The organism is Citrobacter portucalensis (assembly GCF_023374935.1).
Taxonomy (GTDB): Bacteria; Pseudomonadota; Gammaproteobacteria; order Enterobacterales; family Enterobacteriaceae; genus Citrobacter; species Citrobacter portucalensis.
Genome location: NZ_CP092467.1, coordinates 125006 through 150394 on the forward strand (window position 1 = coordinate 125006; position 25389 = coordinate 150394).

General features: G+C 50.8%; 24 protein-coding genes and 1 pseudogene. 23 read left to right on the forward strand and 2 right to left on the reverse strand.

The features are described from left to right. Positions 1-5: 5 nt before the first annotated feature. Both LY264_RS25335 and LY264_RS25340 read left to right on the forward strand, forming a co-directional pair. Positions 6-1520, forward strand: a pseudogene (locus LY264_RS25335) (Tn3-like element TnAs1 family transposase); the annotation flags it as partial. Positions 1521-1624: 104 nt separating this feature from the next. Beyond that, positions 1625-2098 carry a thermonuclease family protein gene (locus tag LY264_RS25340; protein ID WP_153754013.1) on the forward strand — a complete coding sequence of 158 codons (474 nt, stop codon included), beginning with the start codon at positions 1625-1627 and terminating at the stop codon, positions 2096-2098. A 799-nt stretch (positions 2099-2897) separates the two neighbouring features. On the opposite strand, the gene LY264_RS25345 is transcribed toward LY264_RS25340, so the two are convergent. Both LY264_RS25345 and repA read right to left on the reverse strand, forming a co-directional pair. Beyond that, complete coding sequence (locus LY264_RS25345) at positions 2898-3068, reverse strand: hypothetical protein (RefSeq protein WP_153754012.1); 171 nt, start codon at positions 3066-3068, stop codon at positions 2898-2900. Between the two features lie 1105 nt (positions 3069-4173). Further along, a complete protein-coding gene (gene repA, locus LY264_RS25350; protein ID WP_137378394.1) occupies positions 4174-5040 on the reverse strand; it encodes a plasmid replication initiator RepA in 867 nt (288 codons plus the stop codon). Between the two features lie 762 nt (positions 5041-5802). Here repA and LY264_RS26050 point away from each other — a divergent pair. The 21 genes from LY264_RS26050 to LY264_RS25450 all read left to right on the forward strand — a co-directional run bounded on the left by LY264_RS26050 (position 5803) and on the right by LY264_RS25450 (position 25360). Then, positions 5803-6486: a helix-turn-helix transcriptional regulator gene (locus LY264_RS26050; protein WP_302050712.1), complete on the forward strand. Its 684-nt coding sequence runs from the start codon at positions 5803-5805 to the stop codon at positions 6484-6486. A 451-nt stretch (positions 6487-6937) separates the two neighbouring features. After that, positions 6938-7198, forward strand: coding sequence for a helix-turn-helix transcriptional regulator (locus tag LY264_RS25355; RefSeq protein ID WP_153754050.1), 261 nt, complete (start codon positions 6938-6940; stop codon positions 7196-7198). Between the two features lie 285 nt (positions 7199-7483). Next, positions 7484-7993: a transcription termination/antitermination NusG family protein gene (locus LY264_RS25360; protein ID WP_153754049.1), complete on the forward strand. Its 510-nt coding sequence runs from the start codon at positions 7484-7486 to the stop codon at positions 7991-7993. A 237-nt stretch (positions 7994-8230) separates the two neighbouring features. Further along, positions 8231-8911, forward strand: a complete 681-nt coding sequence (locus LY264_RS25365) for a hypothetical protein (RefSeq protein ID WP_153754048.1) — start codon at positions 8231-8233, stop codon at positions 8909-8911. 22 nt (positions 8912-8933) lie between these two features. Continuing rightward, positions 8934-10052 carry a toxin co-regulated pilus biosynthesis Q family protein gene (locus LY264_RS25370; protein WP_228553293.1) on the forward strand — a complete coding sequence of 373 codons (1119 nt, stop codon included), beginning with the start codon at positions 8934-8936 and terminating at the stop codon, positions 10050-10052. Beyond that, positions 10049-10489 carry a type IV pilus biogenesis protein PilM gene (pilM, locus tag LY264_RS25375; RefSeq protein ID WP_233609726.1) on the forward strand — a complete coding sequence of 147 codons (441 nt, stop codon included), beginning with the start codon at positions 10049-10051 and terminating at the stop codon, positions 10487-10489. The genes LY264_RS25370 and pilM overlap by 4 nt, the downstream gene beginning before the upstream one ends. 14 nt (positions 10490-10503) lie before the next feature. Then, a complete protein-coding gene (gene pilN / locus LY264_RS25380) occupies positions 10504-12180 on the forward strand; it encodes a PilN family type IVB pilus formation outer membrane protein (protein ID WP_040231333.1) in 1677 nt (558 codons plus the stop codon). Position 12181: 1 nt separating this feature from the next. Next, entirely contained in the window at positions 12182-13486 is a 1305-nt protein-coding gene (gene pilO2, locus LY264_RS25385; protein WP_153754047.1) for a type 4b pilus protein PilO2, read from the forward strand. Continuing rightward, a complete protein-coding gene (pilP, locus tag LY264_RS25390; RefSeq protein ID WP_153754046.1) occupies positions 13470-13970 on the forward strand; it encodes a type IV pilus biogenesis protein PilP in 501 nt (166 codons plus the stop codon). The genes pilO2 and pilP overlap by 17 nt, the downstream gene beginning before the upstream one ends. 2 nt (positions 13971-13972) lie before the next feature. Next, complete coding sequence (locus tag LY264_RS25395; protein WP_153754045.1) at positions 13973-15532, forward strand: GspE/PulE family protein; 1560 nt, start codon at positions 13973-13975, stop codon at positions 15530-15532. Next, complete coding sequence (locus tag LY264_RS25400) at positions 15525-16619, forward strand: type II secretion system F family protein (protein WP_040231337.1); 1095 nt, start codon at positions 15525-15527, stop codon at positions 16617-16619. The genes LY264_RS25395 and LY264_RS25400 overlap by 8 nt, the downstream gene beginning before the upstream one ends. A 13-nt stretch (positions 16620-16632) precedes the next feature. Further along, on the forward strand, positions 16633-17247 hold the full coding sequence (locus tag LY264_RS25405) for a type 4 pilus major pilin (protein WP_052463753.1): 615 nt from the start codon (positions 16633-16635) through the stop codon (positions 17245-17247). 84 nt (positions 17248-17331) lie between these two features. Beyond that, entirely contained in the window at positions 17332-17814 is a 483-nt protein-coding gene (locus LY264_RS25410) for a lytic transglycosylase domain-containing protein (RefSeq protein ID WP_123924696.1), read from the forward strand. After that, on the forward strand, positions 17799-18473 hold the full coding sequence (locus LY264_RS25415; protein ID WP_040231341.1) for a prepilin peptidase: 675 nt from the start codon (positions 17799-17801) through the stop codon (positions 18471-18473). The genes LY264_RS25410 and LY264_RS25415 overlap by 16 nt, the downstream gene beginning before the upstream one ends. Continuing rightward, on the forward strand, positions 18470-19699 hold the full coding sequence (gene pilV, locus LY264_RS25420; RefSeq protein WP_249457697.1) for a shufflon system plasmid conjugative transfer pilus tip adhesin PilV: 1230 nt from the start codon (positions 18470-18472) through the stop codon (positions 19697-19699). The genes LY264_RS25415 and pilV overlap by 4 nt, the downstream gene beginning before the upstream one ends. Further along, positions 19674-19979, forward strand: coding sequence for a hypothetical protein (locus LY264_RS25425; protein WP_249457699.1), 306 nt, complete (start codon positions 19674-19676; stop codon positions 19977-19979). The genes pilV and LY264_RS25425 overlap by 26 nt, the downstream gene beginning before the upstream one ends. Positions 19980-20456: 477 nt before the next feature. Beyond that, the gene (locus LY264_RS25430; protein WP_153754043.1) at positions 20457-20753 is read left to right on the forward strand and encodes a gp53-like domain-containing protein; all 297 of its coding nucleotides are present in this window, start codon (positions 20457-20459) and stop codon (positions 20751-20753) included. Between the two features lie 655 nt (positions 20754-21408). Continuing rightward, positions 21409-22572, forward strand: a complete 1164-nt coding sequence (locus LY264_RS25435; protein ID WP_370458822.1) for a site-specific integrase — start codon at positions 21409-21411, stop codon at positions 22570-22572. Positions 22573-22591: 19 nt separating this feature from the next. Further along, positions 22592-23068 carry a hypothetical protein gene (locus LY264_RS25440; RefSeq protein ID WP_123924625.1) on the forward strand — a complete coding sequence of 159 codons (477 nt, stop codon included), beginning with the start codon at positions 22592-22594 and terminating at the stop codon, positions 23066-23068. A 144-nt stretch (positions 23069-23212) separates the two neighbouring features. Then, positions 23213-24049 carry a hypothetical protein gene (locus LY264_RS25445; protein WP_040231179.1) on the forward strand — a complete coding sequence of 279 codons (837 nt, stop codon included), beginning with the start codon at positions 23213-23215 and terminating at the stop codon, positions 24047-24049. A gap of 102 nt (positions 24050-24151) precedes the next feature. Then, positions 24152-25360, forward strand: a complete 1209-nt coding sequence (locus LY264_RS25450; protein ID WP_153754042.1) for a conjugal transfer protein TraF — start codon at positions 24152-24154, stop codon at positions 25358-25360. Positions 25361-25389: the final 29 nt, after the last annotated feature.

Genomic DNA, 25389 nt, shown 5'->3' on the forward strand with positions numbered 1-25389 from the left:
GCCACTTCGACGACTACCTGCTGCCGGCCGAGAAGTTCGCCGCACTCAAGCGCGAGCAGGCCCTGCCCCTGGCGATCAACCCGAACAGCGACCAGTACCTGGAAGAGCGTTTGCAGCTGCTGGACGAGCAGTTGGCCACCGTCACCCGCCTGGCCAAGGACAACGAGCTGCCCGATGCCATCCTCACCGAGTCAGGGCTGAAAATCACCCCGCTGGATGCGGCGGTGCCGGATCGGGCGCAGGCGCTGATCGACCAAACCAGCCAGTTACTGCCGCGCATCAAGATCACCGAACTGCTGATGGACGTGGACGACTGGACGGGCTTCAGCCGCCACTTCACCCACTTGAAGGACGGGGCCGAGGCCAAAGACAGGACGTTGCTGCTGTCCGCAATCCTCGGTGATGCGATCAACCTCGGGCTGACCAAGATGGCCGAGTCGAGCCCCGGCCTGACCTACGCCAAGCTGTCCTGGCTGCAAGCCTGGCACATCCGCGACGAAACCTATTCGGCGGCCTTGGCCGAGCTGGTCAACCACCAGTATCGCCACGCCTTTGCCGCCCACTGGGGCGACGGCACGACCTCATCCTCCGATGGCCAGCGCTTCCGCGCGGGTGGCCGGGGCGAGAGCACCGGGCACGTCAACCCGAAGTACGGTAGCGAGCCGGGACGGCTGTTCTATACCCATATCTCCGACCAGTACGCGCCGTTCAGCACCCGCGTGGTGAATGTCGGCGTCCGCGATTCCACCTATGTGCTCGACGGCCTGCTGTACCACGAGTCCGACCTGCGGATCGAGGAGCACTACACCGACACGGCCGGCTTCACCGATCACGTCTTTGCCCTGATGCACCTGCTAGGCTTCCGCTTCGCGCCGCGCATCCGCGACCTCGGCGAAACCAAGCTGTACGTGCCGCAGGGCGTGCAAGCCTACCCGACGTTGCGCCCGCTGATCGGCGGCACCCTGAACATCAAGCACGTGCGTGCCCACTGGGACGACATCCTGCGCCTGGCCAGCTCGATCAAGCAGGGCACCGTCACCGCCTCGCTGATGCTGCGCAAGCTCGGCAGCTACCCGCGCCAGAACGGACTGGCCGTGGCCCTGCGCGAGCTGGGCCGGATCGAGCGCACGCTGTTCATCCTGGACTGGCTGCAAAGTGTTGAACTGCGCCGCCGCGTGCATGCCGGCCTGAACAAAGGTGAGGCGCGCAACTCGCTGGCCAGGGCGGTGTTCTTCAACCGCCTTGGGGAAATCAGGGATCGGAGCTTCGAGCAGCAGCGCTACCGGGCCAGCGGCCTCAACCTGGTGACGGCGGCTATCGTGCTGTGGAACACGGTGTACCTGGAACGCGCCACCCAGGGGTTGGTCGAGGCCGGCAAGCCGGTGGACGGCGAGCTGCTGCAATTCCTGTCGCCGCTGGGCTGGGAGCACATCAACCTAACCGGCGATTACGTCTGGCGGCAGAGCCGCAGACTGGAAGACGGGAAGTTTCGGCCCTTACGGATGCCCGGAAAACCTTAGCGTACGATTTTTTCCGAATTCTGCGGGCTCCCCAATATTAGTTATGCCGTGCAGTTGATTGGTAATGAGGAAGATCGCAGCAGAACAGCACATGAGGTATATGCATGATCCGCCTGTTATGTTCAATAGTTATGATCGTACTGACGTTTTCTGCCAGTGCGGATATTAGCGGTAGGGTTGTGCGCGTGCTGGACGGGGATACCGTTGAAATTCTTGAAACAGGGAACAGACTGACCCGCGTTCGTCTGGCCGGCATCGATGCGCCCGAAAAGAGCCAGCCTTTTGGCCAGCGCTCCCGTCAGGCACTTTCATCGATGGTGGCGCAGCGCACCGTAACCGTCACGGGAGGAGATACGGACCGTTATGGACGGCTGTTGGGTACGGTGTGGTTTGACGCTAAGGACGTGAATGCCGAACAGATCCGTAAGGGACTGGCCTGGGCGTACCGGTATCACGGAAAACCCATCAAACCTGACTACGCTGCCCTCGAAGACGAAGCCAGACGCCAGGCAACTGGACTCTGGTCAGCCCCCGAACAGACAGAACCCTGGCGTTGGCGGAAGCAGCATCAGAGATAAAGTTATCTCAATGATGCCCCTGATTCCGCACGTTGCCGACAGCAGGGGAAACCGATTACTTATGCCAGTGTCACTGCGCATCCTTCTCCTTTCTTTTCCTGTTATACATAGCAACACTCAGATATATATTGACGGCAATAAAAAGTATTTAAGTTAAACATACTAAAACTAATGGACATATCAGAAAACAACCTATAAATTTATATATGCGTAGCAGAAACAAGTCTAATTAAATATATATCATTAAAAATCTCCTCAGGAGTTCTAAAATGAATAAAAAGAGTGACAGAATCTTTCCTAAACCAATTTTTTTGACAGTCCTGTATATAATAACGTTTTCCTTTTCTTACGCATGCTTATCTGAAATTCAACTAATTGGGTCAAATAATATTTCGCAAATTGATGCGGTGTGGCCATTAAACTGGATTACAGATCCGAACCAACGCATCTATGGTGCAGCTTTTTTAGGAGTGCTAATCTGCTGGGTTATCAATATAGTTTTCAACAAAGTAATTTTTACAAAGTATAACAATTCGAATAAAAAATCCATCTGAAGCCCATAACTATTCAGCAATGGCGGACGCTTGTTCGCCTCCTGAGCTATGCCACAAGTCGTATTACCTCAAAACCCTATCCCAGACGTTCCCTCGTTCGACGCATAGCGCTGTCAGCACATTGCTAAGGCATTTGGTCGGAAATCACCAAGCAAAAGACGGACCATAACGCGAATTAAACCCAGCAAAACTCGATCCTGCAGCAGATGACAAAGTTTTTTTCGCCGCTGTCGCTGTTATAGTGCTTACTGTTCCCTTTCAACAACGTCATTCTTCTCCCGATATTTATTTAGCCAGCTGTTTGATTCATACTCGATACAGTTAATAATACCCACTGCATCGGCATCGGCATCGGCATCGGCATCGGCATCGGCATCGAATATTACTGTAGTTGTCTCGTAAAAATACCTACCCATAAATATCACATTGAATATTTCCGCTCCAAACAGCTATTTCTTTGTTGTCATGTTGACGAGGTCTTTTATACACAGGATGTGGAACGCTAAAATTTATGTTCCACGGAAATTTCGGCAGTTCCAGTAGCTACTGTTATAAAGATAGAATCTTTATGCCGCCTGGCGGCATAAAGGCGCCAGCAGATGTTAGCCATGGCACTGAAAGTGAGTGGCGCCGTCGCCCGGCGTAGCCGGTTACAGTTCTGATAGGTTCCACCAATCCATCCCTTCCCCCTGTTAAGCCATAACCCGCTAACAGACAGCACAGGAAGCTATGTGCGTCGTCGGAGTGGTCACGACAAGGCTTAGCCGCAGTCGGGGCGTATCTCCGCGTTAGCGGGCCGTAAGGACCGCTTACGGGCGTGTTACCTGGGAGTTGTCGGCAGAATGAATTAAAGCGACTCAGAATCTAGTTACAACATCCATCATTAAAAGCGATGTCTTCCGGCCCTTTGGGCCGGGTGGCGGCGCTTTTCAGTGGTGAGTTTGTGTGCGGAGTTGAAGATCTGGAAAGTCAGTTATCAGATGTTGGCAGTTTATAAAGTTCTGAACCCTGCCCGCCATCTTTGGCGGGAGCTACTTCCAGGCGCAAAGCGCCTGAACCGTACCGGCGCGGACAACGTCCGCTGCAAGGGCGGGCGTTATACACATGTCCACAGGACAGGTGCTGAATAGGTTTTATTTTTAAAAGTAAGTAATAACTGAAGTTTAAAAGAAAGGAGATCGGGGGTTTAAAAGGATCATCGTGGTTTGTAAAAAAACCATTTAGTGGTTTGAACGATATCCTACCAGTGGATTGAAGCAATACCCTCTTGTAGTTTGTGTGGATAAGTAGAAGAAGAACGAAAAGCGGCGAAACATTGCGCGATCGGTCACAGAAATGCGTGACCAACAACGGGCGGATTTTGTTTAAGTTTATTAACCTCGAGGTCTACAGAACGAGTTTGTCATTCAGAGACCTGAAACATGGACTGGAACAGGTGAAAACGGCAATACAAGCGGTAAAGCAGGCAGGAGTAAACCGGCGCCAGGGCACCAGGTCATATCGATTGTGTATTAGCAGGCGTTAAGTTGTGACGAGCAAGGCATCACCGAGTCGAGCATAATGGCCACGCGAGAGCTTCATTCGCTCCGTGACACGACGTTCTATCTCCGCGCGCACCGAATCAAGACTACCGAAGAAGCGGCCCTTCCTGATTTCTTTCTGGATCTGCAGACGAACCAGTTGCTCAATCTCTTTACGCGTTCGGGGAGCATCTTTACGCGCCCTGTGCCGTTTCATGCCGTGTTCATAACGTGACTTATGATACTGTCGGAAGCGTTCACGCACGTATGACCAGGCTGCACTGATAAGTTCATCAGCACCGGCGCGAGGTAGCCCTTTCTTCTCACGCTGCTTGTTCTCCCACTCGATACGGCTGCGACGGGCTGCAGCAACTGCTTCCTCAGACACCCCCAGAACCTGCCACATCAGCGGCGTGAAAGTTATGTCTGTGGGGATATTGCAGCCGATTTCTTTGTCGTATTCGGTGTTATAGGTAATGAGATTGAGCTGAGCGAGAAACTTCAGTGCCCCCGTCAGGCGGGTGATCGACAGACGTTTTTTTTCCGTGGCCAGCCCGCAGCGAATGCTCATGGTAGTAAGCGATGAACCAACGCGATTAGCCAGGGGATTAAAATAATGGCACATTGCCTGAACAGCTGCTTCCAGAGCCCGTATGCGTAACACTGGCGGGCGCTTTTTGCGCTCACCACGGGCGATCAGCATAGCAACCAGAGCCTGAAACTCTGCACGCTGAGTGAAGCCAACAGCTTTCTCGCGAATTTTTTCGCAGAATGGTAGGGTTTTCTTTCCCTTTTCAGGAATGAACTCTGGATTCGGATTTTTTACCTGACGGTAAAGTGTAGTGGCTTCAGAAATCTGCTTACTCACTACTTCCTGCGCTTATGTTGCACAGAAGGAGTAAGCACGGAATCTCTTGTCTTTTTTCGCGCACGGGTTATACTCCCATACAGAAGCAACAACTTCTGCATGATTTGTTAAGGACCCCGTTAATCTCGCGATGCCGCCAAGTATCTAAGATTATCGGGGTTTTTGCTTTTCTGGGCTTAGCTAACTAACCTGCCAGAACCTGTCACCTTCTTAGGCGTGACAACCTAATAAATTCATTTATAACAATAAGTTCACCGACTTTATCACCACAACAATGCAGGATCAATTTTTAGGATCTCTCCAGCTCCTAGATTAAGCTTCACTTCTTGAACGATGCGCTTCTGCGTCTCGTTTTAAGCTCTCGAAAAGCTCTAGTGGTACAAGATAAAACGCCGGCGCGCTACGATTCAGAATAGCAATAGCATCACCCTCTGCTGACTCGACAGTCCCTAACGGATCCCTTTTGAACTCCGTGATACCAGCGACTTTCGTGCAATGTATCGGATGTGCCATAACTCCTCCTGGTTTACAGATAGCACCTACGAATTATTGTATCGTAGCATACAATCAGACACTTAAAAGCATCATTAACTAATATTATGATCGCTGATCAAACTCAGTTAAGTGTAGTTTTACATGATATAGTACATCCGCACACAGAATATACCTCTAAAATTCAAATAGATACGGCCATTAGCGGATGATGTCTAAAATCATTTCTTCAAAAAAAAATTCCAACTTGCTCCTCAGGTTTTAAACCTGATTTCCAACAGCAGAGAACCTATGACGATCAAGAATGGTAGTCTGCAGTATGTAGCAGTTAACCAAGCCTTTCTTAGGTTATTAAAACTCCCTAATGATTATCCTATTGTAGGTAAAACATTAGACCAACTTCCTACATCCTTAGCTTACCTTTCACAGCGAATACACAATCAGGAAGAACTCGTTATGGAGCATGAAGACCAATTCTCTTCTATCGTTACGCATCCAATAGGTGAGAGCAACTCTATACATGCTTTGTGCTTCGAGTCCCGGCCCTATTATGACGATGAAGGAATCTGTTCAGGTACTATGCTTCAGGTAAGACCTGTTGATATTTTTGGACCAGATAGCTTGCTATCGGGAGACGTCCCCAAATCGTTGGTTTATAGGGTACCGTCCGAGATATTTACTAATGCTGAATGGGAGATCATTTTTTTAATATCTCTTAAATACAGCAGGAAAATTATGTCTCGGATATTAGGGACTTCTTTAAAAGCGGTAGAGCATAGAATCAGCAGATGCCTGCAGAAAACCGGGACCGCATCAGGGAGCGAGCTATTAGAAGTTTGCAAGAAGAATAACTGGGATGCCTACATACCCCCTCGATTTTTAAAGCCGAGATTTAGATTATTCAGAGCTGATCCTGATGCGTATCTAGTTGACTCATCACTAAGCAAACAGTAGTCTTCAAAAGTCATAGTAAATCCTGTGACCGGGCGTGAGAACCCGTATCTACACGTGCACATTGACACGCATCGCGTGTTTTTTTGTGTACTGAACCAGCACATCTGTGTAATGGCGGTTCAGGTAGGGCAACCGTAAGGTTGGCCGGTACCGTGTAGGCCGGTTTCTCACCCCTGCCTGGGCTGCCACCAGAGCGTGAGAACTCCGTGGCAGCCGATATCATATCTACACGGGAGCTTCATCTACAATGCGCAAGAACTTATCAAAGAATCCTCAATCCCCCCTAGCAAATATACTTGGCTTTCAATGGCTTGTAGCTGGTGTATTCTCTAAACAGAATGTCCTAACCCATACCACATATCACAACACGTTCAATGGGGTTTCTCCCCATTAAGGGAGATGCATTTTACGCGTAAATTTATTACGTACTGATTTGCCAGGGGACTTCACAATGATTAATGAGAACACTATTAACGCCCTGCATAGCGTTTTTCCGGAACTTTCCAGAAAGCAGTTAGAAATTGTGACTCTGTATGCCCACGGAAATACATATGAATCCATTGCTGACATTTGCAATATCTCTGTTGAGACGGTCCGATCACATCTTAAGCGAAGCACTAAAGCTCTGAACTTAAAAAGCAATGATGCAATGCGTGCTGTAATATTGTCACGCTCATACTTTTTTATGATTTCATTAATGATCACAAATTAATCAAAAAATGCACCCCTCAAGGGTGCATTTTTAAGACTTGGACTATTTACACTTTACTTTGATTTACCGAGATAGAATCATAAGCGCAGACCATTAAGTATTGCCGCCAATTTTACTTGAGGGTCTACCCTACAAGAGCACCCTGAACTATGAGACCCCCAATAACAGCTGACAAACTTAAGTGCTTGTTAGTAAGACTGTTAAGTCATCATGGTTGAGTATGTTCGACCCCGTTGAACATTGAATTATCCCGTCATGGATCAATTCTGCGCGAAGCGTTCAAAAATGAATATTGAGACTGTATGTAACCAACAATGGTATCTTGCTCTCTATATTACGGGGGGCAAAAATCGCGAGAAATTATTCGACTGGCTACACGACAGGAGAATTACCCCCTGGACGCCATTATCCTTAACGAAAATACGGCGTGCTGATGCACCGCATGTTTTCAGAAAAAGGGTATCTGCAGTTTTTCCTGGATATTTTTTCCTAAAAGCCAATTTTGATGTTCAAAAGATAGATACTATTAGGGCGCACTCAGCGTTCTGCGATTTTGTGAAGTTCGGTAGCCAAATCACCCCGGTGAACACAAGGGTGGTTGAAGCATTAATGAAAAAATACCCCGATCCTACCCATCACCCTGCTGCAAGGGATGAACTGGAAGTTGCATCAAATATCTGGCTTACAAAAAGTCAGTACAAACGACTGACACAGCTAGAACAAATGGAGCACCCCATATCCAGGACAGCGATGTTGTTCGATATGATCACCCATGCTGATGCATGGGGGTTTTGAAATGTACTTTACCGTAGCCTCTTAAACTGGCCTTAACCAGTTATCACTCCATCCCTTTTAATTCCCCCGTCTACGGGGGCTTTTTTTGCACCGTTTTCCGGCAATGACGTCTGGGCTGGTCCTGCCCGATGAACACCCTCTGTTCCTTTAACCAGCCTGCACTCAGGCTTCCTTCACTCTGGCGGAATGAAGGTACAGACGTCATTGCCAGAAACCGGAACCTAAGAGAGACAAACCATGCAATCCACTCAGGAACAGGTCAGCCATCTCTTGTGGTGCATTCTCGTTGCCTTACGTACGGCAGTCGAAAACCATCACATAACCTCAGAGCGTGGCAAACGTAGATTCATCACTGAATGGTTAAGCGGAGCAAGAAGAATACCGACATTCAAAGGAATGGGAAGCGAGTTTATGACTATCCGGCAGTTACTCGAAACCGAAAAAAACCGCTCCATTGATGCCGTTCTGACTACGCTCTGGACCAACTCTGTATCAACCGGAAACTGCGATCTTTTTCGGTTCCGGGCAGTACTTAATTCACTTCTAGGACTTGGCTGGAAACACTGCCTCTGCCCCTGGCCTGAACAAGTTGTCACCGAAATAATGGAGCGCCAGCGCACTCGGAAGAATCACATCCTGCAACTCACTCGTATGGAGGAAGCATTTACCGCAACAGGCTCAATGATTTCACCTATTACATTTCAACTCCTGCTGAAACAAAACGAGGACGAAGAAGTTGAAAAGTCTTTCTATCTCGATCGTTTCTCTGTTGTTCGAGGCCGGGACACCTCGTTGTCTAAAGCTACTTTACGCACTCTCTATATCGGACATAGTACCCTGCCGGAATCCGCCTGGGGCGCATGGGGAGATCGCGAAAATGTCGGCAGCGGTAATCTCTGGCGGCCAGACCTTCACTGACCGATAACAAAAGGAACAAACCATGAAGTTTCGACCATTCACCCGGGACGTCAGCGTGCATAAAATTGCCCTGCCCCTGTTAATACCGTCACTGTTAAGCAGCTGCACGGGATTTCAAAACCGTAACGTCGCACCAGACACCCCTGCACTCGTGTTTGTAGACGGTCAGATCAGCGACAGCGCTGATATAATCAAACAAACACAACGGCGGATAGCGCCCCCGGTCGCTACACCTGTTCCCGTACGACAGCCGGCAACTGCAGCGCAGGTATCGAAGACCTCGCCTTTGCCTCAACCAACAATGCTGTCTTCCTCCACAAGTAAATCCAGCGCACCTGGTTCAGTCACGAATCCATCACTGCCAGCACTTACATTTATTGGCACACCAGGTCCCGTTGCAGTTCTGTCATTATCCCCGGCGCGCAACCTCACACTCGAACAGTGGGTCAAACGTATCATTCCCACAGGTTGGGCACTGAACTACGAGAATGCACTGCGCCCTGTCCTGAATACCCGTATCGTCTCGGTATACACCAATGACCAGTGGACCAGAGTGCTCAACCGTTTGCTGGAAGAGCAATCAATCCAGGCGCAGGTGGACTGGAATCGTCATGCCATCACACTGCAGCGAAGGGGTCAATCCGCTCAGTTGACAACCTCTGCGTCGTTCACTGAAAACCGAACAACTCCTGCCCAAGCAGCTGGCATACCGAGAAATCCATTCAGCGGCCCGGATTCAGCCCAACCAGTAGCGCAGACAACTGTTAAATCTCCGGCCCCTGTAACGACAAAACCGGCACCGGTAGCGGTGAAACCACAGCCAGTCACAGGACAACCTATCGCACCTGTGATTCAGGGCAAAACCTGGACGGCACCGGCTGGTACAACTCTGCGAGAAATGCTGATGAAATGGGCACAGGACACACGCTGTGAATCTGGCGCTTCACCACACTGGACGGTTATATGGCCTGTCGCCGTGACGGATTATCGGCTTGATGCTCCGCTGACATTCCGCGGTTCATTTGAAACCATGCTCGGCCAAATGTTCGACCTTTACCGTACCGCACAGAAACCGCTTTATGCAGAAGCTTCCCGCATGCAGTGCGTGGTATCAGTCACAGATACTCCGGCAGGTCGATGATGGGCTGGGTCATACTGGCCATCGGCATGATATTTTTCCTTATCGCCGGTGATATAGATTCCCAACGCAATCAGAACAGTCGGACAGCTATACAAACACAGAGCGGCCAGTTTTATGCTTCCCAGTTCCTGACCATCGCTAATCGTGTTAATGACTGGCGTTACAAGACAGGTCAGAAGGACGGCTCCATCCCAACCGATCAACTGGGTCTTCCCTTCACCCCCGACAGCCGAATCCAGTACCGGTTACTTCAGAGCAGATTGTGGATCTGGATGCCGGAACAACCTGGGCTCGTTGATGCGTTACGGGCACAGAGTCGCGGTTCGGCACTTATCGGCACCATGAGAAGTGGTCAGCTAATCTGGCTTTCCGGTCTTGCCACCGGACTCACGGCACCACAGGGCGTTTCTGAAGGCGCCGTGGTTTACCTCAACTAATCCGGATTTTCCCCATGAAGAAAACCCTTTTGCGGCGCCTGCTGATGGCGTCCTGCTTTGCCATGCTCGCAGGCTGTACCTTCTCTGAAATCAATAAAATGCAGACGAAGGCTCAATCTGATGCCACGGTAGCCCGCGCGCAGGCGCAGCTGCCACGAACCCAACACCAACAACCACTGACCTGGACGGACCGGCAGTGGATTAACCCCAGCCCCATTCCTGTCGCCGTACGGGAAAGAAACCGCCAGGCTCCGTCCTGCAACATAACCCAGGCAAAAAAGAACATTACGCTGCAGGAACTGGCACAACGCATCACAGCTTTGTGCGGCACACCGGTGATCTTTACTCCTGATGCCATTGATATCAGCCAAAGTAGTGTCAGCACCGGCGTCACACGCCAGATGAGTGGCTCACTCCCGCCCCCCGATGACAATGGGAGGACACCACTGGCAAGCCTGGGTGGCGTAACCTCTCCGGCAACAAGCGGAACCAGCCAGCCACTGAATCTTACCGGATTGATGTGGCAGGGCGATCTGGGCGGGCTTCTGGATCTGATGGCCAGCCGTAGCGGTCTCTACTGGCGAATGGATAATGGCACCATCGTGTTTTACCTGATGGAAACCCGGACCTATTCGTTGGCCATGCTGAATACCAAAACGTCCAGCACGTCGAGCGTCAGTTCAGGAACGACCAGCAGTATGGGGGCCACCAGTGGCACTGATAACTCCGCATCCGGGGAATCCACCACCTCCCAGAGCACAACTACCGGTCAGGAATACGATCTGTATGCTGATCTGCGCAAAGCTGTTGAGTCCATGCTGACGCCAAATAAAGGCCGCTACTGGCTGTCCTCGTCCAGCTCATCACTGATTGTGACGGATACACCTTCAGTACAGGCTGCCGTGGCCCGTTACGTGAACGAGCAGAATCTCATCATGAACCGGCAGGTAGCGCTGAATGTTGAAGTACTGAGCGTCGGTAATTCACGAAATGAAGATTTCCGGATTGACTGGAACCTGGTCTACAAGTCACTTCATTCAGCTGGCGCAACGCTTAATAACGCTACCGGGGATCTCTCTGGCGGTATATCTGCCGGCGCGTCCATTCTTGATACCGCTACCGGTAATGCCGCGAAGTTTGCTGGCTCCAGCCTGCTGCTAAAAGCATTGTCTGAACAGGGTGATGTCAGCGTCGTCACCTCTCAGTCCAGCACCGTGACAAACCTGACGCCCGTGCCTATCCAGATGGCAGATCAGACGGTTTATGTGGCACAGTCGGCTACAACAACAACCACTGATGTTGGCGCCACCACAACTCTGACACCGGGGATGATCACTACAGGGTTCAACATGACCCTGCTGCCGTTAATTCAGGAAACAGGTAATGTTCAGCTGCAGGTGAACTTCAATCTGTCTGATCCACCTACTATTCGTAACTTCACGTCAAAAGACGGCAACTCCTATATAGAGATGCCATATACCAAACTGCGCTCCCTGAGCCAGAAGGCAAACCTCCGGGCCGGGCAGTCGCTGATCCTCACCGGCTTTGATCAGAACAATACCTCCGTCAATAAGTCCGGTACCTTCACGCCAGGGAACCCGCTCCTGGGCGGAGGTCAGTCAGGTAAAAACGAGCGAACCACTTTGGTCATAGTGATCACGCCAACGTTCCCGCAGAACTCTGGAGGCTGAAATGAATGATGAGGCTTACCTGTTTACAATTCGGGATGGAAAATCCCGCAGCCGTTACTGGCTGGCGGGAATGGACTGGGCACCAAAGGAAAGGCAGAAATTCCGGCTACAGTCATTTCACCTGAGAAAAGCACAGCCAGCCAGTACTGCAGGCATCGGTGTTAATACTTCCAGTGAACGAATAAATGGACGGGACAGGCAGCAACAGGTAGTTGGGGGCGGCCGATTGCCAGCCCGTCATCGCCGGCATCAGCTTTACTCACTGGCGCTCGCTTTTTGTGCCAGCACACGAAACGGATATGGTATTTACCGACTGAATAGTACTGATTTCGTGTTTCTGGCCAGCATCAATGGATTGCCTGCCGTCACCGCCGATAAAACGGGGGGCACAGACAAAATGCAAACGCTGCTGACACTGTTCCTGAGCATGAATGAACCGCCGTCAGAAGGATGGGAATGTCTGGCCACAGTGGACACCCCGCTTGAAGCAAACAGTCTCTTTACCGGACTATCTGCGCGTAGACGACAGCAATGCCGTGTACATGTTGATGGACTGCAAAGACAACGCTGGTTTTTGGCCTGCACGATATTGCTAATAGGTACAGGTGCCATTACCTGGTGGCAGGCTGCCACGCCACCAGAGGAGCCGACACTCACCGCCGAGGAAATCCAGGCCAGGGCGCGTGCGATGTTTGCCACCCAGGTAAAACCTCAATCCCTGCCTCACCCCTGGGCACATGAAGTTACGGCTACGGATCTTCTCAATGATTGTCAGAGACAGACCGATCCGGCGAAGTATGTTCTGGAAAGCTGGAAGCTGACATCCGGAACCTGTTCACCTGATGGGATAACACTTCTGTACCAGATTATGCCGGGCGGTACAGTAGAGGGATTCCTGGCCCGCGCCCGGGAAGTTTTCGGTGTCACACCTGTATTCAATCTGAAAGAGGGGGGGCGGGAAGCCAGGGTTACACTGGCCCCCCCTGACAGCCCACTCAAAGATGAAGCCGTGCCGAACAGCTCAGCGCAGTTCATCCGTATCCTCTCCTGGTTCCAGCGACAACAGGTCATGCTCAACATCACTGATGTAGCAGCACCTCCAGCCCTGCCTGGGGCAAACGGAGAGCCGCCTCCCGTGCAGGACTGGCAGGAATACGTGTTTAGTTTCTCCGCCCCTCTCCCCTCCATCATGTTATTCGACGGTCTGGATGAAACCGGTATCCGACTAACCCGAATCTCTTTCGAGCTGAATGGCAGTGCGTTCAGCTATACCACTGAAGGTAAAATTTATGCGTCAGCACAGTAACTTTCTGCGACAAGCGACATTCTGGCTCCTGCTGCCAGTATTGAGTCCATTACCCGTTCAGGCCTCTCAGTCAACTAACCAGCAGGTATCACAACCAGCCGAAGTGACAAAAGGACAGCTTGAGCAACTGCATATCCGAAACATCATCCTCCAGGCAGAAGTTCAGGGGGCGCAACTTCAGCGCCAGCTGGAGGAAAACCAAGCCGGTGCCGGTACCATCGCCCCCTCCCTTCCCGGAGCTATCGCCGGCGATACTTCACTGCCCGGCCAACCTGCACGCACAGTTCCCTCAAATAATCGCCCTGTCGTGCTGGAAATCAACGGTCGCGACCAAAAACTCCGCGCCACACTACAACTACCATCAGGACAGTCATTGGTTGTATCGCCGGGGAGCCGTATTCCTGGTCTGGAGAGCACAGTCAGGAGTATTACGCTTGCCGGTGTCACACTCAGCGATGGCACACTGCTTGCCTTCGGAGACTAACCATGAACGGTATTACTGCAGAATCTCTCCTGCTGTTTGATGACGGAGAAAAGAAAGAAATCCTTATCGACACCAACCAGCGAGGCGACCCTGGTGTACAAGCCGCGCTGATGGATTTAATGAACAAGCATCCAGGGATCAAACATCGTTTTGTCACTCTCTCGGACTTACGTGAAGCGAAAAAAAAACAGGCTGCTCAACCTCAGGCCAGCGATAAGGCTGGTTTGACGCTGGCAGATCTGGGTGGCGACAGCAGCCACAGCGAGCAACGGATCCTGAACTATTTCTCAGTGGCCAGAAAGCTCGGATCCTCAGATATTCACTTCCTGATTTCAGACTCGCTCTTCCAGGTCAAAATGCGGGTTCACGGCTATTTACATGTGGTGGATGAACGTCAGAGAGAGGAAGGAATGTCCCTCTGTGCCACCTGTATTCTCTCTATGTCGGATGTGTCAGAAACCAGTTTCTACCCACACCGTGAGCAGGATGCACGACTCTCTCCAGCCATGATGCGGAAAATAGGCCTGTTTGGTGCCCGCTACAGCCACCGTCCAACTGGCGATGGTCTGATTGCGGTAATGCGCCTTATCCCGGATGACGGCAATAACGTACCTGACTTTCTACAACTGGGGTATTTGCCCGAACAAATCAAGCTACTGATACGCATGATTGACCGCCCTGAAGGGAAAATCATTCTCTCGGGACCTACCGGTTCAGGTAAGTCCACTACGCTGCGTACCGCCTGTCGGGTATACCTCGATACCAACCCCGGGCAACACCTTCTGACCATTGAAGATCCGCTTGAGGGACAGGTCGTGGGTGCCGTTCAGACCCCGATCATCTGCGACAAATCTGATGAAGAAGCAGTACATATCGCCTGGGGAAAAGCCATCTCGTCAGCTTTGCGACTGGACCCTGACTCAATCATGATGCAGGAAATGCGCGACCTTATCTCGATGCTGGCCACCATTTATGCCGCCCAGACCGGACACCTGGTGATGACTACACTGCACACAAACTCTGCACTCGGTATCCCGGAACGCATGGTTACGCTCGGCATTAACGAAAATCTGCTGTGTGATGCCCAGTTATTGATTGGACTTATCAGCCAGCGCCTGGTACCCACGCTATGTCCTGAATGTCGTATATCCTGGCAGGATAAGGTCGCCAGCCTGACTGTCGAGGAAAAGGACTGGCTGGAGAAATACTGCAACATTGAAGGTATCTGTTCGACCGATAAGCTCTATTTCCACAACCCAGAGGGATGTGAAGCATGTACACAAGTGGTGGAGATAAACGGTCAGGTTCGCGGTAAAGTCGGTCAGGGGATCAGGGGGCGTACCGTCATTGCCGAGGTTATCGAGACCAATAACCGTCTTTTTAAGCTGCTGAAAACAGACGGAAAAGTCGCGGCGCGCCAATACTGGATAAATCACATGCAGGGGATCAGCCGTGTCCGGCACGTCCTGCATAAAATCAACGAAGGACTGGTCGACCCGCTGATGGCCAACCGTATCATTCCGCTCGATGAAGATGAACGTCTGGAGGTGGATGATGCGTGAAATGCACGTCCTGAAACGACTCCGATATACCCTGGTTCGCAAGACGTTCAGCGGTCGATACCGTGTTCAGTTCTATGATGCCCTGCGATTTCTGATTGAAAACCAGCAACAACTTAAGCCTTCACTGGAGAAAATGCGCAATGCATGGACAAACTTCGGCCAGAACTGGCATCCCTACGTTGAGCTGACGGATGACTGTGTTGATGCCTTAAGGGAAAACAGCGGGGAAAAAACGCTGGAGCGTACGCTCTCCCGATGGCTACCGGCCGCAGAAGCGTCCGTCATAAGCGCAGGCATACGCAGCGAGTCACTACCACGCGCGCTAAGATACGCCTGTGCTCTGACCAGCGCCGGTAAGCGTATTCGTGCTGCAGTATGGCAGATGGCCATCTATCCGATCGGCTTTGCCATCATGATGGCCAGCACCATTTATGTGCTGAATACTGAGTTACTTCCCACGTTGACAGAAATCAGCCCGCCAGAGAACTGGACCGGTGCACTCGGTTTTCTTTATGGTATCTCGCTGTATTTCAGTGAATATGGCGTAATAACTGCCATCGCTACTATCGCATCAACTATCTGGACTATCTGGTCACTCCCCCGCTGGCACCGCCCCGACAAACTTCGCCGTGCATTCGACGGTCTGATGCCATGGTCGGTTTATAAGGATATTCAGGGTGCAACTTTCCTGTTGAACATCGGTGCACTACTGCAGTCCGGCGTCAAAACTAAAGACGCGCTGGAGATTCTGCAGGAAACGGCATCCCCCTGGCTTGCTGTGCGTATCGAAGCAATTACCGAACACGTTCGTGAAGGTAAACATTTCGGACTGGCCCTGAAAGATTGCGGTTATGACTTTCCGTCGCAGGAAGCTGCCAACTTTCTCTCCCTTCTACAGGGGGACGGCGATGATGAAATCATAATTAACTACGGCCAGCGCTGGCTTGAACAAACTCTGGAGCGAGTAGCAAAACGTGCAGTCGTTATCCGCGGTCTCATGTTCCTGGCAATGATCCTGATGCTTTTGCTTCTGGTCCTTGTCGTTATGGATATCAATGCCCTTAACAGCTCGTCGGGCGCTTTTTAAACGAGGAAAAATCATGCAATTTAATTCTGAATCAACTTCTCAGACATACAAACCGGTTAAGACAGTGTTGCACCATCGAGGCTGGGGGTTTCTGGAACAGGGGAGTATTGCCCTGATCGTCCTGGTCGTCATCGGCCTTGTGCTGGCGGGATACTTCGCCCTCAAAAATAACGTCAACGTGGGTAAGGAATCATCGAATATTCAATCTCTCATCACCAGTACACAAAACCTGCTGAAAGGGGGAGATGGTTACACATTCACTTCCGGAGCCAAAATGATGGGCGCGCTTATCCAGATGAAAGTCCAGCCTAAAAGTATGACTGTACGGGGTACAGCCTCTTCCGGGACTGCCACACTTTACAATGGATGGGGTGGTGCAGTGACACTGTCACCTGTAACTGTATCTGGATTCTCAAACGGATTCTCATTGACCTACGAAATGGTTCCTCAGGATGCCTGCGTCTCGCTTGCCACACAGCTCAGCCGGGCCAAAATTGCTGATGCCATTACCGTCAACTCCACGGCACACAGTGATGGAATCGTGACAACCGAAGAAGCCAGCGCACAATGCACAGCTGACAATGGGAGTACCGGTACTAACAAGCTGATCTTCACGCTCAACAGCTAAGGAGACGATATGCGGAGGGAACGCATTCTCTCCTGCAACCTGGCAATGACTCTGCTCATTTTATCCTTTTCCCCAGGTCCATTGATGGCCAGTTCGAACTCCCCTCCTGATACGTATGATGCCTGCTTTAATAGTGCCGGTGCCCGATACCAGATAGAGCCACTGCTGCTTAAGGCAATGGCCAAAGGGGAGTCCTGGCTCCGTCCATGGGTCACAAACACTAACAGGGATAAAAAGGGTAATCCGGTCAGCACGGACTATGGGTTGATGCAGATAAATTCAACCCATGTGCCAAAGCTCATCCGAATGGGCATCATCCAGAGTGCAGAAGACCTGCTGAAACGACCCTGTCTGAATATTCAGATCGGAGCGTGGATACTGGCCCGCCACTTTCAGGTATGTGGTGTGACATGGAATTGCCTCGGGTCTTACAACGCCGGATTTCGTAAAGACAGGCACGAAACTCGCGAACAGTATGCCAACCGTATCTGGGGGTTCTATCTGGAACTGAAAGGACTTCGAGTCTGCCGGCAGGAGAAAGGAAAGCGAATATGCGAACCATCATAGTCACCAGCCTGGCAACAGCATGGAGCCTGCCGCTACTGCTGGGTTTTGCGCTCATTGGCAGAGGCCTGATGTGGAGAGTACTCGACTTTCTGGAAGATACCACTGCTCATGGTAAGGAGAGGAACTCGCTTTTAACTGGTGGGATTTGGCTTTTCGCCACGTTCAGTATGATCGCCGCCCTGTCACCGGCTCCAATTGCCGATCGGGCTGCAGCCATCATGATGATGGGCTTCCTGCTTCAGTCCGGTATCACCGACGCAGTCAGTGGATATTTGCCACGTACTTTCACAGCACGTCTGTTACTTGGAGGACTTATTTGGGGAGTAACAAAAGACGTTTCGATTGCAGGTGTATATACGCAATTGGTGGAAATCGCTGTGGTGGGTGGCCTGATGACGTTGCTGAGTGTCCTGATAAACCGGGGCGATCAGCGTCTTGGTCGGGGAGATTTATGGCTGATAACAGGTCTGACGGCCTGGATGGGGGGGAAAGATGCAGCACTGGCCACTCTGCTTGGTACTGCAGCCTTTATGCTCTGGCTGCTAACCTGGCATTTGTCCGGAAAAAAAGAGGGGCCGCTTGGCCCCTGGCTGTGTCTTAGCGGGAGTCTCTTCCAGCTATCCAATCTGTATCAACCCGTATGGATATCAATCTTATGAAAAAGCACGATCGTGGCTGGGCGAATCTTGATGTTGCTCTGGCGCTCATAGTTGTGATGGCAATGACCGTCTTTGGACTCACTAAATATAAAGACTGGCAGCAGGAGAAAAACTGGCAGGTTGAAGCATCCCATATCAGTACATACGCAGCTGCTGCACGGGGATACGTCGGTCGTAACTACGCCACTCTGTTAAGCGCAACCAGTACCACCGCGCCGACAGTGATAACTACGGCCATGCTTAAAAACACGGGTTTCCTGCCGTCCGGTTTCACCGAAACAAACAGTCAGGGCCAGCGTTTGAACACTTATCTGGTCAGGAATGGGCAAAACACGGAGTTACTACAGGGCATGGTAGTATCCAGCGGTGGCAGTGTATACCCGGACAAGGCATTGAGGCTGATATCAAGGGATATTAAAACCGGTTTCGGGGGCTACATTGATGATGGTAAAACCGCCACAGGTGCCCTGCGTACCTGGAAAATCCTGCTGAGCAGTTACGGTGCCACCTCTGGTAATGGACATATTGCAGTACTCCTCTCAACAGATGAGCTGTCTGGCGCGCAGGAGGACAATGACAGGCTGTACCGTTTTCAGGTAAATGGCCGCCCCGATCTGAATAAAATGCACACTGCTATCGACATGGGTGGTAACAACCTGAACAGTGTCGGCACTATTAATGGTCAGACTGGGACATTTAGCGGAAACGTCAGTGGGTCAAACGGTATTTTTACCAGTAATGTCAGCGGTGCAAACGGTAGTTTCACCCAAAACATTACAGCCGGAGCACAGGTAAAAGGAGCAACGGTCCGTGCCGACAGCGACATTAGTGCCGGACGCAATATTACGGCAACTAACGAGGTTTCTGGGGCCACAGTCAAGGCAACAGGCAACTTGTCAGCAGGTGGGGTTTTGCAGTTGGATCGGATCAACGTTGCAGGCATCGCTTGTTACCCGAATGGGCAGATAAGCCGCGATGCCAATGGCGGCGTACTTTCCTGTCAATCCGGTGTGTGGAGCGGTGGCGGCAAAGTTAGTATTCAAGGTTGTGCCTGGTTCGAGTCGCCAGTGGCGTACAACTATTTTGCAGGTGGTGCTGGCGGTGATGTAACGTACAAACCTGTGATTTGTCCTGCTGGCTATGTAATGACCGGCACGCGAATGTTCGGCGTATCTAAGAGCGTTGACGATGAGCATGTCGATGCGTATTGCTGTCCATTTAGCTAACTGTCAATCCGGCGTGTGGAAATCAGCCCGTTCAGATATAGAGAGTTTCGTTGTTATTGGTGCCAGTGGCTGCAATAAAACCTACTCATATGCTGCATGTCCGGCTGGTAATCGGTTGTTATCTGGCGGATATAACCTGACCTATTTCTCAGGCAATGCCAGTAATGCCTACAACGCCCCTGACGGCAGTTATCCCGATGTAGCTAATAACAGATGGGTAGTCACAGGGGCTGGTTCAAATAACAACTGTTTTGCAGCTTATGCAATGTGCGCAAGGTAACTGTCAATCCGGTGTGTGGGCTAATTCTGGGGAAAAAAAAATACAGCGTTACACATGGTCAGTAAATTCAGGGAATAACTACGGCGATATTTGCCAGACTTCCTTGAATTCGAGCGGGTTAACGGCACAAGGTTGGATCGCCACTGGATCTGATGCTTGTACAGAAGATAACCAGACTTGCACTATAGACAACGTTAGATGTTTTGCAGTCAGACTGAATTAATTAATCTGTCAATCCGGCGTGTGGCGCGGTGCTGGAAAGATAAACAATTCCGCTTGTCAGTGGATAGTTTCACCTGATGCGTGGGTAAATCCAGGACAGCGACAGTTTTATAAAACTGCTTTATGTCCTGTGGGATTTGTTCAAACAGGAAGTCGATTCATGTTATGGCCTAAAGCCTTAGATGATGAGCATGTTGATGTGTATTGCTGCCCATTTAGCTAACCTGTCAATCCGGCGTGTGGAAAAGCGGAGATATGATTGTGCAATTAGGCAAGAACGGCTGGTCATGTAATCCCCGAACTGGTCTTATCGAACAATGGGGACAGGGCGGCGCTCTTGGTAATGATGGCTCGCGTTATGAATCATTTCCGCACTATATGACCGCCGCATTTAGTGCAACTGTTACCGCAATTAATATGCCGAAAAACGGTGTACGCGGAGGTGATATGGGTGCTTACAATTTATCGAGTTCCGGCATGCTAGTGACTAACGACGATTATCCAGTTGAAGGTTACTACTGGAGAGTAATCGGTTACACACCTACGTGCTGAATTTACCTGTCAATCCGGCGTGTGGGCAAAACCCTCTTACAGAATCCCATGCAGGGATACACGAACAGGCCAGCCGATTAGAAATGCCAATATTAAGGCCACTGGTTCTGGGCGTGGCGACCCACTTGCTGATGATATCTATGTGTCATGTGATAGTGAGGGATTTATGTCCGTGATAATGGGTATAGGGTATTGATTTTATAGCGCATATAACTACTTTTTGGCTGTTTACATTACTGGAAACGAAACACGCTGAACGTGCCGTAATCGCAACCGTAGCTCATCATTCCATTCGATGCGATTGTGAACGTAGAGCCATTCGGAACGTCAAAAACAATGCTACCACTTTTACCCCACTGTGAGTTTCCGTCTACCGAATTTGCGACGGTGTAGCCGCCAACTGAGGCTGTCAGTGAAAACGTATTTGCACAGTTATCTGAGTTACCAAAGTTGATTTTTTGGGGGGGAGGATTGCCTCCCCAGGCATAGATTTTAAACTGTTTTCCAGTTGTGTTGCTGCTACTAAAAACGCCTTTAAACGCTCCGAGAGAGGTGTAAATGCCATCAGATGGAGAGGGGGAACGCCAGGCACCGGATTGACAGGATTATTGCATTTTTCTCTGAAGGCTTTATTTTCTTCACCTTTTTAGGAGTAATGATGTCTTCCGTTGCGCGTATTAGAAAAATGCCCCTCAGTCGTGGCCTCGATAAATATTACGAATCAGTATCCGTTCATAAAAAGGGTCACCTTCAGGAGTTTTACCGAACCAACGTCATTAAGCGCCACCCACTGGCCAGCAGGAATATGGACGAAATCACCACGGTTGATATTGCCGCCTACCGTGATGAAAGACTGACCCAGCGCAACCCCAGGACGGGGAACCCTATCACCGGTAATACAGTAAGACTTGAGCTGGCGCTATTGTCATCGCTTTTCGGTATTGCACGTGTGGAATGGGGAACCTGCCGTAGCAATCCGGTCGAATTAGTGCGTAAACCAAAAGTATCAAAAGGTCGTGATCGCCGCCTGACATCCACTGAAGAGCGCAGACTGTCCCGGTATTTCCGCGAGCGAAACTTAATGCTGTATATAATCTTTCATCTCGCGCTGGAAACGGCCATGCGTCAGGGTGAAATCCTTAACCTGAAATGGGAATATATTGACCTGCAGCATGGCGTAGCACACCTGCCAGACACCAAGAATGGGTCATCGCGTGACGTCCCCCTCTCACGTAAGGCACGCAATCTACTTCAGATGATGCCGGCCCTGCTCAAAGGTAAAGTATTTTCATATACGTCATCCGGTTTCAAAAGCGCCTGGCGGCTCGCCCTCAAGGCCCTCACGATCGAAAATCTGCATTTTCATGATCTTCGACACGAGGCCATCAGTCGCTTTTTCGAGCTCGGTACACTGAACGTTATGGAAGTCGCTGCCATTTCGGGTCATCGGTCGATGAATATGCTTAAACGCTACACCCATCTGAGAGCCTACCAACTGGTCAGCAAGCTGGACGCGCGACGGCGCCAGACTCAAAAGATTGCCCCCTACTTCGTACCCTATCCCGCACTGGTAGAACAGGATTGCGGAAGTACTGGTGACATAAGAGTGATGCTATGCGACTTTGAAAACTTAATGGTGTCGGCGCCGACCCGCGAACTTGCTCTGACCCGCGCCAGCGAACTGCTACTGCGCACTCTGGCACTTGCAGCCCAGCGCGGCGAACGAGTCCCTGCACCAGGGGAACTCCCCATCAAGACAAACGACCACATCATGATTTGTCCGCTTAACCCCGCCCAGGCTCTCTCGGCCCGGGCGTAACCTTTATCCTGGAGGGACTGTGTATCTGATTATCCTTTCAGCAGTACCACTGACATTACTGCTGTATTGCCCGGTAATGACAATCGTTAGTGCCGTGACGCCCTGGAAAGGGTTTCGTGCGGCCTCGGTTCGTCACCGAAAGAAGCATTACACTACCCTGCACCTTTCGACATTTGACCGGGTTGGTCATCTTAATCTTCGTCGTGCAGCGCGCTTTCACCGTAGTTTTCTTGCCACGTTGCAACTGACGTTACAAAGGAACAGCGCCCCCGTGTACTTCACATCCCATTTGATGCGCCCGGCACACATGAAAAGCATGACCGTACTGATGGGAAAAATGGACGATACACACCGCTGGCGCTGCGCCACAGTCTCAATTCCTGCTGTCGTCAGAAATGGGATACGCCTGCAAACATTGATACAGGAGTGGCGCTGGATAACCGTACCTGAAACCGGCGTGCTTGTGCTTATTCGACCGCGCCGGAATGTGCGTTAAAACCAAGCGCACTAACGCAATCAGAATGCACACGCAAACGCAGTCGATCTACACGATCGAATTAACTCGTTATACATGCGCGACACGATTAATTATTCTTTAACTCACTGAACCGCAAGATGTAATTTTACTTAAGGGGGCCACGTGGCAAACAGTCTTACCGCGATTTTCACCTCGCTTCTGGCGCTCCCCGACCTTGATCGGAATAGGATTGCAGAACTGCTTCAGCGCAATGAAAAGAAGCCTATGCAGACCACATCACTCCGAATGAGGCCCGGCACCCGCCAGTTGATTGATGAGTTGTCAGGCAAGATTGGGATATCTCAATCGGAGCTACTGAATCTGGTTATAGAAGGTTCTCTGCGCGATATTTTCCTGCCGTTCAGCAATACCGCGCTTAGTATCATCGATCGCTTTGAAGTGCTGATGCAGGCACATGAGCTTAACCCGACTGATATCGCAGAGTTGCTTTCATCATGGAATGTTCGGGTGAGCGTACTGCAGGACAGGGAACGAACGATGGACTATCTGTCCACTCCGCTCCTGCAGGCGCTCGCTCAGTGGTTTTTCGTTTCACCGGACTGGTTGTTAGGCAGGAATGTTCCAACGGTCGACACCACCCTGGTTCAACATCAATGGCCACAAACGGAAGATGCCTTACGGAAGATGATAATTCCTTCAGATGAGAATAATAATGACAGCGTTATTTTCTGGACGACCGAAAATACAGGTGAGGATGAATATCAGGAACGAACCGGCATATTAATTAAGAAGAAAATTGCTTCATCGCAGCTGACATATTTCCCGGTGTTATCCATTATTCCGCTCGTTCTGGACAAAGAGCAAAAATACTGGAAAGAACGCCTCCTCAGGGAACATGCCGCAACAGGCACTCTGCGCACCGTCACGGTCAGCAAGGGACTATCCACAGCGCTTGAACAAGGAATAACGCTACCCGCACTTATATTCAGACAGCTTTAAACCACGCAGAAATATTGAATTAAAAAAGAAAAAGAAATTTTTGATGCTGCCGCATCAGGACTTTCTTTTGCCCAAAATCCAGACCTGACTACAGGAAATTTAATGATGAAAAAGACTTACATTGCAAAAACACTGATTTCTTCCGCCGTCATGATGACTTTTCATGCAGGTGCAGCAACCTCCTACATGGAAGCCCGCAGCGATGCCATGGGGGGCACCGGCGTGGCCTCTGCACACTACGGCACTGCCGCCTTATCCAATCCGGCACTCCTGACGAAGTTTGGCGCGAATGATGACTTCAGTCTGGTGCTGCCGTCTGTGGGTGTCCAGGTGGCAGACCCCGATAAGGCCATTGATACTGCCGATGACGTGAAAGATCTGTGGAACAATTTTGACAATGCTGTCGACAGCCAAAGCGGTGTTAGCGAAAGCGCTGCCGCGTTACGCAATAAGCTGGAAGATTTGAAAGATGTGAAGGCAAATGGGCAGGTCGGGGCATCTGTTATTGCCACCACCCCGAATAAAGTACTCCCATTTGCTGTTGTCGTGAAATCATGGGGCACCGTTTCCGTAAACGGCACGGTCAGCGACCACGATCTGCAGTATCTCGACAAAATCGCCAGCGGGGCCATACCAGCAGATGCGGTAGACAAAGATGCACTAACGTCCCGTGCCTATGGTCGGGCGGCCGTTATCACCGACGTAGGTGTAGCTATGGCGCATGAATTTGAAACGGCAGGACACAGTTGGTCCCTGGGCATTACGCCCAAGTATCAGCGAATCGATCTTTTCAATTACAGCGCAACGGTAAACGACTTCGACAAAAATGACGTGAACTCAGACGATTACCGCAACACCAAAACCGGATTTAACGCCGACATAGGTCTGGCCACAAACCTCGGAGATAACTGGATGCTGGGTCTGGCGGTACAGAACATCATTGCCTGCAGTGTTGACACTAAAGAAGTGAACGGCGAGAAAGAAACGTTCAAAGTGAAACCTCAGGCCACTGCTGGCGTCGCCTGGAGCAACAACATCCTGACCACCGCACTCGATGTGGATCTGACCGAAGCCAGCCGTTTTGAGCGAGATGACAAACGCCAGTTCGCCAGTGTAGGGGCTGAGCTGAACGCCTGGAGCTGGATGCAGGTCCGTGCTGGCTATCGCCAGAACATGGTCTCCAGCGAGGGTAACGCCTTCACCGCTGGTCTGGGCTTCTCTCCGTTTGATGTTGTACATCTGGACCTTACCGGTATAGCCGGAACTGATCGTACCTACGGCGCTGTTGCGCAGTTGCAGTTCACGTTCTGATAATCACTGGGAAGCCCGCAATGGGCTTC